This window comes from Pseudomonas umsongensis (assembly GCF_002236105.1).
Taxonomy (GTDB): domain Bacteria; phylum Pseudomonadota; class Gammaproteobacteria; order Pseudomonadales; family Pseudomonadaceae; genus Aquipseudomonas; species Aquipseudomonas umsongensis.
Genome location: NZ_NIWU01000001.1, coordinates 1,504,309 through 1,521,707, shown reverse-complemented (window position 1 = coordinate 1,521,707; position 17,399 = coordinate 1,504,309). Strand labels below are relative to the sequence as shown.

Genomic DNA, 17,399 nt, shown 5'->3' with positions numbered 1-17,399 from the left:
CGTGGCGGAGACGAACATCCTATAAATGATTCGAGGGGAAACACCCATGATATTGCGTGCAGCTTTGGCCGGTCTGGTACTGGCATCATTCACCCTGTCGGCGCAGGCGGAGACCATCCGCATCGCCATCGGCACCCAGGACACCACCATCAATTGCGCCGCTGGCGGCCTGTTGATCCGCGAGCTGGGCCTGCTGGACAAATACCTGCCCCACGATGGCCAGTACAAGGACGCCAAGTACGAGGTGCAGTGGAAGAACTTCACCAGCGGCGCGCCGCTGACCAATGAGATGGTCGCCGGCAAGCTCGACTTCGGCGCCATGGCCGATTTCCCCGGGTCGTTCAACGGCGTGGCGTTTGAAACTGCCGGCAAGCACAGCCTGTTCATCAGCGTGCTGTCGGGCAGCACCCAGGGCAGTGGCAACGGCATCGTGGTGCCGAGCGCGTCGGGCGTGCAGTCACTGGCCGAGCTCAAGGGCAAGACCATTTCCGTTCCGTTCGCGTCCACTGCCCATGGCATGTTGCTGCGCGCTGTAGCGGCCCAGGGTTGGGACCCGCTCAAGGACGTGAACATCATTGCCCAGCCACCGGAAGTCGCCGGTTCCGCGTTGCAGGCCGGCAAGATCGACGCCCATGCCGACTTTGTGCCGTTCGCCGAACTGTTCCCGAGCCGGGGGTTCGCACGCAAGATCTACGACGGTTCCCAGGCTGGCGCGCCGACCTTCCACGGTGCGCTGGTGGACCAGGCCTATGCGAAAAAATACCCTGAAATCGTCGTCGCCTACCTGCGCGCGAGCATCGAAGCCAACCAACTGCTGGCCGCCGAGCCTGAGAAGTACAGCGAGTTGATCGCCAAGGTCACCGGGGTCGATGCCGAGGTCAACTACCTGTTCCACGGCCCGCTCGGCGTGCAGACCCGCGACTTGACCTGGAAACCGGAATACCGCCAGGCCGTCGGCACCGCCATCGACACCCTCAAGCTGTTGAAGAAGGCTGATCGCGGCCTCGACCTGAATACCTTCATCGACGACCAATACATTCGCGCCGCGTTCAAGGCGTCCAATCTGGACTACAGCGCGCAGTTGGCGAATTACCAGCAGACGCCGCTCAAGGCCGTCGATGCAGGCAGTGGCCAGGCCATCACCGACTTCAGCCACGTGGCCGAGATCTGGGTGCGCGGCGAGCCGAAAGTCCGTCAGTACGCCTCGGCGCAAGCGGCATTCACCGCGCTGGCCGCGCTGAAGCAGGAAGGCAAGAACATCCGCGCGGTGTATGCCCAGGCCAGTGACAGCGGGATCAAGTTGCTGGCCGACCAGGCGTGGTTTGCCAGTGATGCGCAAGGTCGCCTCAGCGCGTTTCTGCTCAAGGGCCAGGCCCAGCAATTCGCCACGGCCCAGGGCGGCAAGGTGTTCGATTTCACCGATGCCACGACCCAGGCCGTGGCCAGTCGCTGAGTCAGTGATCGTTCCCACGCGGAGCGTGGGAACGATCGGAGGTGTTATATGTTTGCACGATGGCTCCCCCGAGCCGCCTCGCTGCTGCTCTGCCTTTTATTCTGGCACCTCGCCGCCAGCCACCACTGGAACCTCGGCCTGGTGACTTTCGCCAACGTCCCGACACCCCTTGCCGTGATTGAAGCGGCACTGGGCCTCGGTGACTCCGGAAAACTCGCCCGACACCTTGGCAGCAGCCTCAGCCGGGTCTTCGCCGGTTACCTCGCGGCATTGGTGATCGGCGTCGCGCTGGGCCTGGCCATCGGCCGCTCGAAATGGGCCGAAGACTTGCTGCTGCCACCGCTGGAAGTGCTGCGCCCAATTCCCGCCGTGGCCTGGATTCCCCTGGCGATCCTGATGTTCCCCTCGTCCGAGCTGTCGATGGTCTTCATCACCTTTACCGGCGCCTTGTTCCCGATCCTGCTCAACACCGTGCACGGCGTCGAAGGCGTCGATCCACGGCTGATCGCTTCGGCGAAAAGCCTCGGGGCAGGGCGACGGGCGATGCTGCTGGAAGTGATTCTGCCGGGGGCCGCACCGAGCGTCATCACCGGCCTTTCCATCGGCATGGGCACGTCGTGGTTTTGCCTGGTGACCGCCGAGATGATCTCCGGCCAATACGGCATCGGCTATTACACCTGGGAGTCCTACACCATCCAGAACTACCCCGACATTGTGGTCGGCATGTTGCTGATCGGCGTACTCGGGATGGGCAGCAGCCTGCTGATCAAACGCCTGGGCGGTGTATTCACACCCTGGCATCGACCACGAGGAAAAGCCTGATGAGTGTTTTTCAACAGCCCGAAGGGCGGATCGATATTCGCGGTTTGTCGATCAGCCTGGGCGAGGGCAGCGCGGCCTTCGAAGCTGTGCAGGGCCTCGATTGCCTGATCGAACCAGGGCAGTTCGTGTGCATCCTCGGGCCGTCCGGTTGCGGCAAGTCGACCTTGCTCGGCGCCCTGGCCGGGCACCTGCAACCACGCGCTGGCAGCCTCAAGGTTGATGGCGCGGCGGTGTCCGGCCCGTCGCCGCAACGCGGCATGGTGTTTCAGCAGCACACACTGTTCCCTTGGCGCACGGTGCGCGACAACGTTGCGTTCGGCCTGAAAATGCGCGGCATCGGTAAAGCCGAACGCGACAAGGCCGCCGATGAAATCCTCGCCCTGGTCGGCCTTGAAGGCTTCGCCGAGCGCTGGCCGGATCAGTTGTCCGGTGGCATGCAGCAACGGGTGGAAATCGCCCGGGTGTTGGTCAATCGGCCACGGCTATTACTCATGGACGAGCCCTTTGGCGCTCTCGATGCCCTGACCCGCTTGAACATGCAGGAACTGCTGCTGGACATCTGGACGCGCATTCGCACCACCGTGGTGTTCGTCACCCATGACATCGACGAGGCGCTGTTCCTCGCCGATCGCCTGCTGGTGATGAGTACGCGTCCCGGTCGGATCATCGAAGACCTGCGCCTGGATTTCCCCCGGCCACGCACCACCGCACTGGTGACCAGCCACGAATTTTCCCGCTTGAAACGTCACTGCCTCGAACTCCTGCGTCACGAAGACGGTCGGCAGCTGCCCCGCCTGAACCCTCTCGGACTTCCCCCAGAAAACAAACTGCCGCGATTTGCCCTATGACCTCACTATTCGATGTAACCGATAACGATGACATTCTCGCCCTGCAACCACGCCTGACTGACGACGATGCCGGCGTGCGCCGCATCGCCCTGATCGAACTGGCCGACCTGGAAGAAGCGGACGGGCTGCTGTGGCTGGTCAACCGGCTGGCTGAAGACCCGGCGGAAGACGTCCGTGCCGAAGCCGCGCGGTTACTCGAAGCCTGGGAGGACGAGCCTGTGGTCGAAGCGCTGTGCCAGGCCCTGACCGATCCATCCGCAGCGGTGCAAGCCGCCGCGGCGCAAAGCCTCAGTCTGCTCAAGAGCGAAGCGGCGGGTGAGGTGATCCTGCCGTGGACCGGGCATGCCGACATCGACGTGCGCATCGCTGCGTTCAGGGCCTTGCGTGAATTGCGCTACCCGCAAGCGGCCCCGGCGGCGCTGGTTGCGTTGAGCGATCAGGAGGCCAATGTCCGCCGTGAAGCCGTCGGCGTGCTGGGTTGGCTCAAACAGCTCGACGCCTTGCCGGCCCTGGCTCGACTGGCAAGTGCAGACCCGGACACCGAAGTGCGCCGCGCCGCCACCGGTGCACTCGGCCTGGCGTCTGACGAGCAGGTGCTGCCGGCCCTGCGCCAAGCCTTGCAGGACCAGGCCTGGCAAGTGCGCGAGGAAGCCGCCACCACCCTGGGCAAGGTCGGCCACATCGACGCCGGCCCGGCATTGGTCCAAGCCCTGAGCGACGATTACTGGCAAGTCCGCCTGCGCGCCACCCGCAGTCTCGGCCGCTTGCGTTACGCCCAGGCACTGGACGCGCTGATCGAAATCCTCGGCCACCGCATCAGCAACCTGCGCAAGGAAGCCGCCCTGGCCCTCGGCGAGTTGAATGAAAAAGGCGCGATCGCACCGCTGCAGGCCGCGCAAGACGATGGTGATCCGGAAGTGCGCAAGGCGGTGCGCATTGCCCTGAGTCAGCTGCAATGAACCCGGTGGCCATCGGCAATTCCCGGAGCAGGCAGCAGCTGCGACTGAACTGGCCGGATGGCCGCGAGCAGTGGCTGGACCATGCCGAGCTGCGCCGCCAGTGCCCGTGTTCGCAATGCCGGGCGTTTCGATTGCGCGGGATGGCGCCGCTGGTCGATGCCCGCGTTCGGCTGATCGAGGTGAATTCCCAGGGGTATGGGTTGCAACTGGTGTTCAGTGATGGGCATGAACGCGGAATATATCCATGGGCCTATCTCGAAGGATTAACTCCAAACCTGTAGGAGCGAGCATGCTCGCGATGGTCGTTAACGTTAACGCGTGGTTTCTGGTTAAACGCGGCGTTCTTGAGTCCATCGCGAGCATGCTCGCTCCTACAGGGGGGCCAGGGCAATCAGAAGGACTTGCTGACGCTCGCCACTACCGTCGCGCTGCACACATCGTCGAAGCCCCAATTGCTCAGGCATTGGCTCTTCGACAGGTCGGTGTCGATGTAGCTCAGGCCCAGCATCACACCCGCCAGTTCATGGGTCAGCTTGAGCTCCCACTCACGGTACGAGTCTTCAGCTTCACCCGAGCGTGAGTACAGGTGCGGGTCCTTGAAGTCCATGTCGCCGTAGCGCAGTTTGAGGCCAACGCCGTAGGGCAGCTCGGTTTCGTAACCGATATAGCTGTAGAGCGAGTTCTGCTCGCTATCGATACCCGGCGCATCGGCGGAGTAGTAGGCGCCGAGTTTTACCCCGTAGACGCTGAGAATGCCGTAGGCCTCGCTCTGGTTGAACTGGCTCTCTTTCGGGTAAGAATATTTGAGGTAGCCCAGGTCGAGGCTGACGTCATCGGTGGCCTGCCACAACCAACCGGCATAGTAGTCGACCTCCTGCCGGGTTTTCAGGCCGCCGCCAAAGTCGACGTTGGAGGTCCATGCGCCCAGGTACAGGCCGCTGCTGTGGGCCAGGGTTGCGCCGGCTTGCAGTGTCGGGTCGTTCTGAGTCTGCGAGATGCCGCGGGTTCGATAATCGCTGGCCATTGTCACGTCCAGCAACAAGGCGAAATCATCGTTCAAGGGGATGGCTTGGCTGCTCAAAGGCAGCAGGCTCAAGGAGCCGAGGGCGAACAGTGTGAAAGCTTTCATGGTACGTCCCGCTATTGTGATTGTTATGGGCAGAAATCGGACAAGGCTGCGCCGTGCCCCGTGTTGAAAAACACGAGGTCGGGCAGGGGTGTGGTTGTGGTTTTTATTAGAGGGGTTGCGCGTAGACCTGCCGACCGGCGAACCAGGTCTGTAGCACTTGGGTTTCATGCAGGGCTTTTTCGTCGATGCTGAACACATCACGATCGACCACGATGAAGTCGGCCTGTTTACCGGCGCTCAGCGAGCCGATCTGTTTATCCAGGCCAAGGGTGCGTGCGGCATTGAGCGTGTAGGCATAGAACATGGTTTCGCGGTCGATGCGTTCATCGGCGTTGAGCACCCCCAGCGGACCCACCCGCGTCATGGCCTGGGCCATGGCGTTCCACGGGTTGGGCGAAGACACTGGCCAGTCACTGGCCCCGGCGATGGTCGCGCCCTGTTTGAGCAAAGAATGCGCCGGGTATTGGTAACGGAACGCCAGGGCGCTGACGTAAGGCTTGATCATGTCCGTGGTGTAATCGTCGGCGCTGGCCCAGAGCAGTTGCATCGAGGCGATGACGTCGAGCGGTTTGAAGCGGGCGAATTCTTTCGGATTGACGATCTGCAGGTGCGTGATGGAGTGGGTCACACCGCTCTGTCGGTCTTTGCGCGCCTGGGCGATGCCGTTCAGCGATTCGCGGACCGCGCGGTCGCCGATGGCATGGATGTGTACCCGCCAGCCGCGCTGATCGATGGCGCTGACCAGCTCGCCGAAATGCTTCGGGTCGATCAACAGTTCGCCCGGTTTGTGCGAGTTGGTGTACGGATCGATCATCGCGGCGCTCTGGGCCGGGTACTCGATCACGCCGTCGGCGAAGATCTTGATACCGGGCAGCGTCAGGTTGGGGATGCCCTGGAATTGTTGGCGGACCTTGTCCAGGGTGTCGAGATCGGACGGCACGCTTTTGCCGTTGGCCACCAGCAGCGCCGCGACGTGGGCGGTCATGCCGCCGCTTTCGGACAGGGCCTTGTACACCGGCAGGACACCGACGGTTTTCTCCGTGGGTTTGAGTGCAAACACCGGCTCGCCGGGCGCGGCGTTGGCGGCCGGGTCCATCCAGGCGGTGATGCCCAGGCTGTTGTTGTAGCTCACGGCGGTTTGCGCCGCCTTGAGCATGTCAGTGGCGCTCGGCGAGGGCATTTTCGCGGCCACGCGGTCCCAGCCGGCGTCCACCAGGAAGCCGTTGGGGCGGCCGTCGGCGAGTTTGCCAATGGTGTCTTTCTCGGCGCCTGGCAGTGTTTTCAGCAGCGCCGCATCAATGCCTGCGCGCTTGAGCATCACGTTGTTGGCCCAGGCCGTGTGATGGTCACTGCCGGTGAACACCACGGGCACGTCGGCCCATTCGCCGCTGTTGAATTTCTTGCCCAAGGCTTCAGATTGCGCCCAGTAGGCCGAACTCATACCGGCCACGCTCAGGATGTCGCCGTGTTTGGCCTTTCCGTCTTCACGCCAGGCCCGCAGGCGTTTTTCCAGTTCGTCCAGATCGACCACTTCATCTTCCATGTTGGCCGAAACCATCTCCAATCCGCCGAAGATCGCGTGGGAGTGGGTGTCGATCAGGCCTGGCATCAGGGTCTTGCCACCCAGGTCGACGACCTTGGTTCCCGAATCGATCAGGGCCTTGATCTGCGCATCGCTGCCTGCTTGCAACACTTTACCGTCCTGTACCGCCAGCGCCTGGACCTTGGGCTGGTTGCGGTCGGCAGTGAAGATCTTGCCGTTGAACAGCACCAGGTCAGTCGCGGCCATGGCTTCCAACGAGGCAAAACTGACTGCCACCAGCAACAGATTCGGGATGAATTTTTTCATTGAATGTTTCCTTGTTATTGCGTCTGATGGCCAGACTAGTGGCTTACCGCGCTCGGCAGAACGCCTCGCTCACGAAAAACGTTTTTGCCTGAATGGAAAAAGAATGGACAAGCTGGGTGCACTGAAAATGTTCGTGGTCACCGCACAACTGGGCAGCTTCAGTCGCGCCGCCGAGCAGTTGGGCAAGACCCCGTCGGCCCTGACCAAAGCGGTCAATCACCTGGAAGCGGAACTCGGCGCGCGATTGTTCGAGCGCAGTACCCGGCGGATCTTGCTCACGGAATCCGGGCGGCTGTACCTGGAAACCGCGCGCCAGGTATTGCAGCGACTGGACGAGGCCGGCGAGGAAATCGAGCAGTTGCAGCACGGTTTGCGCGGCAGTCTGAAAATCACCGCGCCGCTGGCCTATGGGCAGGCCTTTCTCGATCAGGTGTGTGGCGGTTTTCTCGAGCAATACCCGCAGATCAACCTGCAAGTGGACCTGTGTGACGAGTTCGTCAATCTGCTGGAAAGCGGCTACGACCTGGCCTTGCGTGAAGGGCATGACGACTTGCCGGGGTTGATTGCCCGCGTCGTTGGCAGCAATCGCCTGGCGCTGTGCGCCAGCCCGGAGTATCTGGCGCGCAAGGGGCTGGCGGTCACCCCGCAGACCCTCGATGAGCACGAATGGTTGCTGTACCGCCATCCTTTGCTCAGCCGCGAATTCTGGTGGGCCGAGCGCGACGGCCAACGTTTGAGCTCGCCGCAACCCCAGGCACCCCGCTTGCGCAGCGACAACTACGACTTACTGCTGGCCAATGCCCTGGCCGGGCGCGGGTTGCTGCATACGCCGTTGTGGAGCGCGGCGCCGTACATTGCCGAAGGGCGCCTGGTGCGGGTGATGGCCGACTACGACATCGACCCGGACAGCTTCGGTCCGCACATCCTGGCGGTGTACCCCAGCCATCGGCGGGCCACGGCCAAGGTGCTGGCGTTCATCGATTACATCACGGCGTTTCTGGCGGAGCCTCTGTAGGAGCGAGCATGCTCCGGGCGGCGTTCCGACGATGGTCGTCAACGATAACGCGGGGGGCCTGATACCCCGCAACGGCCTCGGGTTTTTCGCGAGCATGCTCGCTCCTACAGGGGGTAGGGGCTTGCCAGGAAATTGCGGAAAGAGTACAAATGTACTCCATGACGACATTAACTCCCCGCCGTACCGCCATCCTGACTTTTATCCGTGATCGAATCGCGGAGCATGGTCAGTCCCCGAGCCTCGCTGAAATCAGCGAGGCGTTCGGCTTCGCCTCCCGCAGCGTCGCGCGCAAGCATGTGCTGGCGCTGACCGAAGCCGGTTTTATCGAGGTCAATCCACATCAGGCCCGGGGCATTCGCTTGCTCGGCCAGCCGCCGCGTCCCGAGCTGCTGGACATCCCGGTGCTCGGCCGGGTGGCGGCCGGTGCGCCGATCGGTGCCGATGCCGAGGTCCATAGCCGCTTGTTGCTCGACCCATCGATTTTCTCGCGGGTGCCGGACTACATGCTGCGGGTGCGCGGCGACTCGATGATCGAGGACGGCATTCTCGACGGCGACCTGGTGGGCGTGCACCGCAGCCCCGAGGCCATCAATGGCCAGATCGTCGTGGCGCGGCTCGACGGTGAAGTCACCATCAAGCGCTTCGAGCGGGTTGGCGACCAGGTTCGCCTGTTGCCGCGCAACCCGGCCTATCAACCGATCATCGTCGAGGCCGACCGGGACCTGGCCATCGAAGGGGTGTTCTGCGGCCTGGTGAGGCAAGGCTGATGGGTGCCGTCGTTGCGCTGGATACGCTGTTCAATGGCGGCCAGGTCTGGAGGGGCCGGCCTGCGCCGCCGGCCGCCAGCCCGCAACCCACCGGCCATGCCGCACTGGATGCGGCACTGCCCACGGGCGGTTGGCCGGAGGCGGCGCTGACGGAAATCCTCCTGGCCGGGCAGGGCGTGGGCGAGTTGCAACTGGTGTGGCCGGCGCTGGCGCGGCTATCGGCGGCGGGCGAGCGCATTGTGCTGGTGGCGCCGCCCTGCGTGCCATACCCCCAGGCCTGGCAGAACGCCGGGGTCGATCTGCGCCAGTTGTCGATCATCCAGGCCAGCGAGCGCGATGCGTTGTGGGCGGCGGAACAATGCCTGCGTTCGGGCAGTTGTGGTGCGGTGCTGTGCTGGCCGCACAAGGCCGATGACCGCGCCTTGCGCCGCTTGCAGGTGGCGGCGGAAACCGGCTCGACCCTGGCGTTCGCCTATCGCTCGCTCAGCGAAGCGATCAACCCTTCGCCAGCGGCCCTGCGCATCGCCATCGATGCCAAGCCCGCGCAATTACGGGTGCTCAAGTGCCGCGGCGGATTGGCCCGCTCGGCGCCGATTGCCTTCGCCGTGGGGCATTGAGGTTGCCATGCGCTGGGTCTGTATTCTGTTTCCGCAATTGGCGCTGGACGCGGTACTGCGTCAGCGCGCCGACCCCCAGGAGCCGCTGGCACTGCTGACCGGCCCGGCCCAGCGGCGGGTGCTGCAGGCGGTCAATGGCCCGGCGCGGGCGCTGGGTCTGCGCCCCGGCCAGTCCATGAGCGCCGCCCAGGCCTTGAGCAAGGGCTTTGCCACCGCCGAGTACGACGTCGCGGATATCGAACACTGGCAGCAATTCCTGGCCGCCTGGGCTTATCGCTTCAGCTCCCAGGTCAGCGTGCATTATCCGCGGGCGCTGGTGTTCGAAATCGAGTCCAGCCTGGGACTGTTCGGCCCCTGGCCGCAATTCGAGGCGCGCCTGCGCAGCGAACTCGGCGAACTGGGGTTTCGTCACCGCATCGTCGCGGCGCCCAATCCGGTGGCGGCGCGGATGCTGGCCAACGCCTACGACGGCCTGGTGGTGGCCGACGAGCAAGCCTTGCAGCATCACCTGGGGCACATGCCCATCGACCGCATCGGTCTGGCGGCCAGCGTGGCCACGGCGTTGTCGCGCATGGGCCTGCGCACCTTGAGCCAGGTGCAGGCGTTGCCCCGGCACAGCCTGGCCCGGCGTTTCGAGGCCCAGGTGCTCAAGCACCTGGATGAATTGCTGGGCATACGACGCCTGGCGCTGGCGTTCTACCTGCCGCCGGACCGTTTCGATGTGCGCATCGAGCTCAATTTCGATGTGCAGTCCCATCAGGCCTTGCTGTTTCCGTTGCGCCGCCTGACGGGGGATCTGTCGACGTTCCTGTGCGGTCGGGACAGCGGTGTGCAGCGTTTCGACCTGCACCTGGAGCACGCCGGATTGCCGGACACGCTGATCAAGGTCGGCCTGCTCAGTGCCGAACGTGATCCGGCGATGCTGTTCGAACTGGCGCGAGGGCGCCTGGAGCAAGTCCAGGTCGAAGCCCCTGTGCGCGGTTTTCGCCTGCGCGCCGAAGATTTGCCGAGCTTCGTTCCGCAGTTTCAGGAGCTGTTCGACGATCGCCCGCAGCAGACCTTGCCCTGGGAGCAACTGCGCGAACGCCTGCGCGCACGGCTGGGGGATGATGCCGTGCAGGGCCTGCGCTTCCAGGCCGATCACCGGCCCGAGTGCGCGTGGCAGGCCAGTGCCGACAGCCAGCCCGGTGCGCGATTGCCGACCGTGCAGCGACCGGGCTGGCTGCTGACCGAACCGCTGGCGGTGCACGAAGGCTCGACGCGCATCCTCATGGGGCCGGAACGCATCGAGTCCGGTTGGTGGGACGGCGATGACGTGCGCCGTGATTACTACTTGATCGAAACCCGTGCCGGCCAGCAGGGTTGGGCCTACCGTGCGGTGGGCGAGGGTGGTCAGTTGTGGCTGCAGGGCTGGTTCGCGTGAACGCCGGATATGCCGAGCTGCACTGTCTGTCGAACTTCAGTTTCCAGCGCGGTGCTTCCAGTGCCCTGGAATTGTTCCAGCGGGCGAAAAAACAGGGCTATCAGGCCCTGGCGATCACCGACGAGTGCACCCTGGCGGGTATTGTCCGCGCCTGGCAAGCGGCGAAGTCCGTGGAGCTGCCACTGATCATCGGCAGTGAAGTGCGCATTGAGAACGGCCCGAAGCTGGTGTTGCTGGTGGAAAACCTCGAGGGTTACCAGACCCTGTGCCGACTGATCACACGAGCTCGACGTCGTACGCAAAAAGGTCAGTATCAAGTGCTGCGCGAAGACTTCGACGAAGCATTGCCAGGACTGTTGGCGCTGTGGGTACCGGACGCGGTCAATGACCTTGAGCAGGGCCATTGGTTGAAGCAGGTCTTCGCCGAACGCCTGTGGCTGGCGGTCCAGCTGCATCGCGGCCAGGACGATACCCGACGACTGAATGATCTCCTGGCGCTGGCCGGGGAACTGCGGATACCCGCGGTGGCCAGCGGCGATGTGCACATGCATGCGCGCGGGCGCCGGGCCCTGCAGGACACCATGACCGCGATCCGTCATCACCTGCCGGTAGCCGATGCCGGACTGCGCCTGCACCCCAATGGCGAACGGCACCTGCGCGGCCTCGATGTGTTGCGCGAGCTCTATCCGCCAGCCTTGCTCGACGAAACCCTGGACATTGCCCGGCGCTGCACCTTTGATCTGGGTCAGTTGCGTTATCAGTATCCGCGCGAACTAGTGCCCGATGGGCACAGTGCAGCGTCCTGGCTACGGGAATTGACTGAGCGGGGCATGCGCCAGCGCTGGCCCCAGGGTGCGAGCGAGAAGGTCCGCGGGCTGATCGACAAGGAGCTGGGGCTGATTGCCGAGCTGGGCTACGAGAGTTATTTCCTCACTGTCCAGGACATCGTCGCCTTCGCCCGGTGCGAGAAAATCCTCTGTCAGGGCCGAGGCTCGGCGGCCAACTCGGCGGTGTGTTTCGCCTTGGGCATTACCGAGATCGACCCCGACCGGATGAACATGCTGTTCGAGCGCTTTCTTTCCAAAGAGCGCGACGAACCGCCGGACATTGATGTGGACTTCGAGCACGAGCGCCGTGAAGAAGTCTTGCAGTACGTGTTCCAGCGCTATGGGCGGACCCGCGCGGCACTGACTGCCGTGGTCAGCACCTACCACGCGGCCGGCGCTGTGCGTGATGTGGCCAAGGCGTTGGGGTTGCCGCCGGACCAGATCAATGCCCTGGCCGATTGCTGTGGTCACTGGAGTGATGAAACACCGCCCGTGGAGCGCCTGCGCGAAGGCGGTTTCGATCCCGAGAGCCCGGTGTTGCGCCGGGTATTGAGCCTGACCGGGCAACTGATCGGTTTCCCCCGGCACCTGTCACAGCACCCCGGTGGTTTCGTGATTTCCGAGCATCCCCTGGACACCCTGGTGCCGGTGGAAAACGCTGCCATGGCGGAGCGCACCATCATCCAGTGGGACAAGGACGATCTGGACGCGGTCGGCCTGCTCAAGGTGGATATCCTTGCATTAGGCATGCTCAGCGCCATTCGTCGTTGTCTCGATTTGCTGCGTCGTCATCGCAACCTGGACTTGAGCCTGGCAACGATCCCCTCCGAAGACCCATTGACCTACGACATGATTGGCCGTGCCGACACCATCGGCGTGTTCCAGATCGAGTCCCGGGCACAGATGTCGATGCTGCCCAGGCTCAAGCCCCGCGAGTTCTATGACCTGGTGATCGAGGTGGCCATCGTTCGCCCCGGTCCTATCCAGGGCGGCATGGTGCACCCGTACCTGCGGCGGCGGAACAAGGAAGAGCTCGAAAGCTATCCCTCCGAAGAGTTGCGCGAGGTGTTGAAGCGCACCCTCGGCGTGCCGCTGTTCCAGGAGCAGGTCATGCAGATCGCCATCGTCGCCGCCGACTACAGCCCCGGCGAAGCCGATCAGTTGCGCCGCTCCATGGCGGCCTGGAAACGCCATGGCGGACTGGAACCGCATAGGGATCGCCTGGCCGCCGGGATGAAGAAAAAAGGCTACACCGCCGATTTCGCCGCGCAGATCTTCGAACAGATCAAAGGCTTTGGCAGCTACGGTTTTCCCGAATCCCATGCCGCCAGTTTTGCCTTGTTGACCTACGCCAGTTGCTGGTTGAAATGCCACGAACCGGCGGCCTTCGCCTGTGCCCTGATCAACAGCTGGCCCATGGGTTTCTACAGCCCGGACCAGATCCTGCAGGACGCGCGCCGTCACCATTTGCAGATTCGTCCGGTAGACGTGCGGGCCAGCGACTGGGATTGCAGCCTCGAACCGATTGCCGGTGCGCAACCGGCGATTCGCATGGGCTTGCGCATGATCAAGGGCTTTCGGCAGGACGATGCCCGGCGCATCGAGGCGGCGCGTTCGAAAGGCGCCTTCGTCGACATCGCGGACCTTGGCGAACGGGCATGCCTGGATGCCCGCGCCCAGGAACAACTGGCCGATGCCGGTGCCTTGCGCGGGCTGGCCGGTGACCGGCATAGGGCGCGCTGGGAAGTGGCGGGGGTGCAAAAGCAGCTCGGCCTGTTTGCCGGCCTGCCCCGTCAGGAGGAAGGCGCGGTGGCGCTGCCCAAACCCACGGTCGGCGAAGACCTGTTGGCCGATTACAACAGCCTCGGCACCACTCTCGGGCCGCATCCGCTGGCCTTGTTGCGTGGTGAGTTGAAAGCCCGTCGCTGCCGCAGTTCGAAGGAGTTGCTGGAGGTGGAGCACGGGCGACCGGTCAGCGTCGCCGGGCTGGTAACCGGCCGACAACGCCCGAGCACCGCCAGTGGCGTGACCTTCGTCACCCTGGAGGACGAGTTCGGCAACGTCAACGTGGTGGTCTGGCGCGACCTGGCCGAGCGCCAGCGCCAGGTGCTGGTGGGCTCGCAGTTGCTCAAGGTCGATGGGCGCTGGGAGAAGGAGGGAGAGGTGCGGCATTTGATTGCCGGGCGCTTGAGCGACTTGAGTCCACTGCTCGACGGCATCAGCGTGCGCAGCCGGGATTTCCGCTGACCCCCGCACACAGATCGTTCCCACGCGGAGCGTGGGAACGATCTGTGGGAAGACGGTTACTTGGCGATTGGCCAAAACCGCTCGCCACCCCCCGGCGCATCCGTCCACGCCTGCAACGAGCGGGTCGGCAGGTCGAAATAATCCCGGGTACGCGCATACCCATGCCCACCCATCCGCCCGATCGCATCAAGCCCGAGTTGATCGATGTACAACGTCTTCGGGTCGATCAGCTCATCACGCACATGGGCCATCAGCACTTCACCAAAAATGATCTCCCGCGACTGACCGATGTTCAGCGCCATCATCCGCCGGCATTCCAGCGCCACCGGTGCCTCGCCGATGCGCGGGCATTTGACCGAGGTGCCAGGGATGGCGGTGAGGCCGGCGGCGGTCAGTTCGTCGAAACCGGGGGCGAAAGGTACGGCGCAGACGTTCATGGCTTCCACCAGGGCATCGCTGACGATGTTCACGGTGAACTCCTGGTTGAGCTGGATGTTGCGCGTGGTGTCCTTGGGACTCTGGTCGCCGTAGTTCTCCACGCCCAGCGCAAGGATCGGCGGATCGGCCGACAGCGCGTTGAAAAAGCTGAACGGTGCGGCGTTGACGCGGCCTTCAGCGTCGACGGTGGTGACCAGTGCAATCGGTCGTGGCACCACGCTGCCGATCAGAATCTTGTACTTGTCCCGTGGGCTCAGTTGGCTGAAGTCGAAGCTTTGCATGGGCAGAATTCTCTAAAGGAGTGGATCGATGGCGCACAGCGGCACCTGTGCGCTGTAGTCGTCGGCGAACGGGATGGCCGGCTGGAACAGAGTCCTCCAGTCCGGTTGGCCGAAGGCCCGGTCGCTGTGGCTGCGCATCAGTTTTTCGAATTGCTGTTGGGCCTGGCGTTGCAGGGCGGGGTAGTCGACACCCCGTACCTGACCGTCCTGCATCACGCAGCGGCCATCGATGTAGCTAGCGATGCAATCGTCACCGCGCCCGGCCAGGAGCAGGTTCTTCAGCGGGTCGAACAGCGGCCCCAAGTGCAGTCCGCGCAGGCTGAACACGCTGATGTCGGCCTTGGCCCCCGGTGCCAGGCGACCAATATCTTCGCGGCCCAAGGCCATGGCGCCGCCGAGAGTGGCGGCGTTGTACAGGTCCAGCGCGCTGGTGAGCGTATTGCCGCCCTCCATCAAGCGCGCGATGTTCAAGCCCTGGCGCATGTTGTCCAGCAAGTCCGCCGGCCAGGTGTCGGTGCCCAGGGCGAAATTGACTCCCTTGGCGCGATAGCGACCAAACGAATTCAGCGCCTCGCCATCGCGGGCAAACACCACCGGGCAATGCACCAGGCTGGCGCCACCATCGACCACGCGTTGCAGGTCGTCATCGCCGTGGGTGTAGATGCCGTGGGGCAACAGGCTGCGCGGGGTCAGCAGGCCCAGATCCTGCAGCCAGCCCAGCGGCGAACAACCGCGAAGTTGTTCCACCATCGCCACTTCGCCGAGCCCCTGGCAGCAATGCAAGCGCATCGGCGCGTTGAGTTCCCGGCTCAGTGCAGCAGTGCGTTGCAGCAACGCTGGCGTGCACGTCTGGATGCGATCCGGCAGCAGAGCGCCGCGGATCAACCCTTGATGAGCACCGTCGAAGTCCTGGAAAAACCGCTCGGTCGCATCGAGCCCGGCCAGGCCCCGGGCTTCGTCCCAGTGATGGGCCAGCGTGCCGTCGGCCTGCCAGTAACTCATGCCGCTCATGTAGCAGGGGCCGAGGTAGGTGCGCAGTCCCAACTCGGCCGCCACGCCGGCCACCGCGGCAAACTCGTCGTAGGTCTCGGCCCACTCGCGGTAGTACATCGAGGTGATCGGCATGGCTGTGGTGATGCCGTTGCGGATCAATTGGGTGAAGGCGTAGCGGTACTTGAAGACTTCTTCTTCGGGGCTGTAGCTCTCCCGTGGACCGCGCGCCAGATACTGCGCCGACCACATCCGGCCCATGTCGCGCTCGTCGCCGTTGTCCAGGGTCAGCACCGTGGAGTCGAGATCGCCCAGGGCATCCAGATCGATGAAGCCTGGGCCGATCAGCGCGTTGCCGTAATCAATCCACTGATCCACCGGCCCGGGAAAATCACGCCCGACAAACACAATGCGCGAGCCTTCAAACACCACTTCGCCGTTGCGCCACAGCACATGTTGCGTGCCGTCGAAGCCGACCACGCAACTGGCCCGAAGTCCGATGCGCTTCACAAACGACTTTCCAGTAAACGACCGCCGGAAGCGATCAACTGCCCGCCGCGATAGACCTCGCGCGGTGGCCGTGAAACCACGGCTTCGCCCAACGTCTGCACGGGCATCAACAGGAAGTTCGCCGGTTGGCCAATCTCCAGGCCAACACCGTCATGACCCAGCGCCCGGGCACCATTGACCGTCGCCGCCTCAAATGCCGCCGCCAGTTCTTCGTCCTTGTTCAGATCGAAACGAAACGCCAGCAACATCGCCCGCTCCAGCATGTCGCCGTTGCCCATGGGCGACCAGGCGTCGCGGATGCCGTCCGAACCCAGGCACACATTCACGCCAACCTCGCGCAACGCCAGGAACGGCGGCACCGCGCAATCGGCCGGCGCCGAACTCATCAGCGAAATGCCCAATATTGCCAGGCGTTCAGCCACCGGTTTGACCTGGCTCCACGGCAACATCCCCAGGCAATAGGCATGACTGATCATCACCCGGTCTTGAAGACCGAAGCGCTGGGTGTAATCGGCGATCAGGGCGATCTGCCACAGGCCCAGCTCACCCTTGTCGTGCAGGTGAATGTCGACGCCACGGTCGAACTCGCTGGCCAGTTTGAACACAAAGTCGAGTTGCGCGATCGGGTCGTTGTCGATGCCACACGGGTCAAGGCCGCCGACGTTCTCGACGCCCAGGGCCATGGCTTCGCGCATCAGTTCGACGGTGCCGGGGCGGCTGATCAGGCCGGTTTGCGGGAATACCACCAGTTGCAGGTCGATCAGGTCGCGGTATTGTTCCTGCAGTTGCTGCATGGCTTCGACATGGCGCAGGCCGAATTCCGGATCGATATCGACGTGGCAGCGCAGGGTCAGCGAGCCGCGGGCGATGCAGTTTTCCAGCAGGGCACCGGCGCGTTGCGCGATCGGTACGGTGACTTCGCGCAGGATGCGCCGCTCGTTGGCGATGTAGTCCTTGAGGGTGGGACCTGCGCTGTTCGGGCGCCAGGGCTGGCCCCAGAGGGTTTTGTCCAGGTGCACGTGGCTTTCCACCAGGGCGGGGGTCAGCAGCTGGTTTTGGCCGTCGATGTCGGTGGCCGACAAGGCTTCGTTCGAAGCGGGACGGCGTTGGCTGAACCGGCCGTTCTCGATCAGCAGGTCTTCGGCGGGGGCGCCGTAGGGGCGCACGTTGCGCAGCCAGCGGGGTTGGGTCATTGCATACCTCAAATTCTGTGTTGTTTGGGCG

General features: G+C 63.9%; 15 protein-coding genes. 10 read left to right on the top strand and 5 right to left on the bottom strand.

Annotated elements, in window-relative coordinates; translation table 11 throughout:
• Positions 1-46: 46 nt before the first annotated feature.
• Genes PSUM_RS06675 through PSUM_RS06655 form a run of 5 tightly spaced genes read left to right on the top strand, consistent with a single transcriptional unit; the run spans position 47 to position 4,363 of the window.
• Positions 47-1,453 carry an ABC transporter substrate-binding protein gene (locus tag PSUM_RS06675; RefSeq protein WP_020800865.1) on the top strand — a complete coding sequence of 469 codons (1,407 nt, stop codon included), beginning with the start codon at positions 47-49 and terminating at the stop codon, positions 1,451-1,453.
• 48 nt (positions 1,454-1,501) lie between these two features.
• Positions 1,502-2,275: an ABC transporter permease gene (locus PSUM_RS06670; protein ID WP_020800864.1), complete on the top strand. Its 774-nt coding sequence runs from the start codon at positions 1,502-1,504 to the stop codon at positions 2,273-2,275.
• Entirely contained in the window at positions 2,275-3,123 is an 849-nt protein-coding gene (locus PSUM_RS06665; RefSeq protein WP_020800863.1) for an ABC transporter ATP-binding protein, read from the top strand. The genes PSUM_RS06670 and PSUM_RS06665 overlap by 1 nt, the downstream gene beginning before the upstream one ends.
• Complete coding sequence (locus PSUM_RS06660; RefSeq protein ID WP_083349245.1) at positions 3,120-4,082, top strand: HEAT repeat domain-containing protein; 963 nt, start codon at positions 3,120-3,122, stop codon at positions 4,080-4,082. The genes PSUM_RS06665 and PSUM_RS06660 overlap by 4 nt, the downstream gene beginning before the upstream one ends.
• Positions 4,079-4,363, top strand: coding sequence for a DUF971 domain-containing protein (locus PSUM_RS06655; protein ID WP_020800861.1), 285 nt, complete (start codon positions 4,079-4,081; stop codon positions 4,361-4,363). The genes PSUM_RS06660 and PSUM_RS06655 overlap by 4 nt, the downstream gene beginning before the upstream one ends.
• 110 nt (positions 4,364-4,473) lie before the next feature.
• Here the strand turns inward: PSUM_RS06655 and PSUM_RS06650 are convergent, their stop codons facing one another.
• A complete protein-coding gene (locus PSUM_RS06650; RefSeq protein WP_083349244.1) occupies positions 4,474-5,211 on the bottom strand; it encodes a TorF family putative porin in 738 nt (245 codons plus the stop codon).
• 106 nt (positions 5,212-5,317) lie between these two features.
• The gene (locus PSUM_RS06645; protein WP_083349243.1) at positions 5,318-7,060 is read right to left on the bottom strand and encodes an amidohydrolase; all 1,743 of its coding nucleotides are present in this window, start codon (positions 7,058-7,060) and stop codon (positions 5,318-5,320) included.
• Positions 7,061-7,163: 103 nt separating this feature from the next.
• Between PSUM_RS06645 and PSUM_RS06640 the strand changes: the two genes are divergently transcribed.
• From PSUM_RS06640 to PSUM_RS06620, 5 genes are all read left to right on the top strand, one after another.
• On the top strand, positions 7,164-8,075 hold the full coding sequence (locus PSUM_RS06640) for a LysR family transcriptional regulator (RefSeq protein WP_083349242.1): 912 nt from the start codon (positions 7,164-7,166) through the stop codon (positions 8,073-8,075).
• A gap of 149 nt (positions 8,076-8,224) precedes the next feature.
• Entirely contained in the window at positions 8,225-8,842 is a 618-nt protein-coding gene (gene lexA / locus PSUM_RS06635; protein WP_020795462.1) for a transcriptional repressor LexA, read from the top strand.
• Entirely contained in the window at positions 8,842-9,459 is a 618-nt protein-coding gene (gene imuA / locus PSUM_RS06630; protein ID WP_020795461.1) for a translesion DNA synthesis-associated protein ImuA, read from the top strand. The genes lexA and imuA overlap by 1 nt, the downstream gene beginning before the upstream one ends.
• 7 nt (positions 9,460-9,466) lie before the next feature.
• Positions 9,467-10,882, top strand: a complete 1,416-nt coding sequence (locus PSUM_RS06625; RefSeq protein WP_083349241.1) for a Y-family DNA polymerase — start codon at positions 9,467-9,469, stop codon at positions 10,880-10,882.
• On the top strand, positions 10,858-13,956 hold the full coding sequence (locus PSUM_RS06620) for an error-prone DNA polymerase (RefSeq protein ID WP_162276365.1): 3,099 nt from the start codon (positions 10,858-10,860) through the stop codon (positions 13,954-13,956). The genes PSUM_RS06625 and PSUM_RS06620 overlap by 25 nt, the downstream gene beginning before the upstream one ends.
• Positions 13,957-14,012: 56 nt before the next feature.
• On the opposite strand, the gene PSUM_RS06615 is transcribed toward PSUM_RS06620, so the two are convergent.
• From PSUM_RS06615 to PSUM_RS06605, 3 genes are read right to left on the bottom strand one after another with little or no spacing between them, the layout of a single operon-like run.
• Positions 14,013-14,675, bottom strand: coding sequence for a flavin reductase family protein (locus tag PSUM_RS06615; protein WP_020795458.1), 663 nt, complete (start codon positions 14,673-14,675; stop codon positions 14,013-14,015).
• Between the two features lie 12 nt (positions 14,676-14,687).
• Positions 14,688-16,175 carry an amidohydrolase family protein gene (locus PSUM_RS06610; protein WP_083349240.1) on the bottom strand — a complete coding sequence of 496 codons (1,488 nt, stop codon included), beginning with the start codon at positions 16,173-16,175 and terminating at the stop codon, positions 14,688-14,690.
• Positions 16,172-17,368 (bottom strand): amidohydrolase family protein, encoded by a 1,197-nt coding sequence (locus PSUM_RS06605; RefSeq protein WP_083349239.1) that lies wholly within the window; start codon positions 17,366-17,368, stop codon positions 16,172-16,174. The genes PSUM_RS06610 and PSUM_RS06605 overlap by 4 nt, the downstream gene beginning before the upstream one ends.
• Positions 17,369-17,399: the final 31 nt, after the last annotated feature.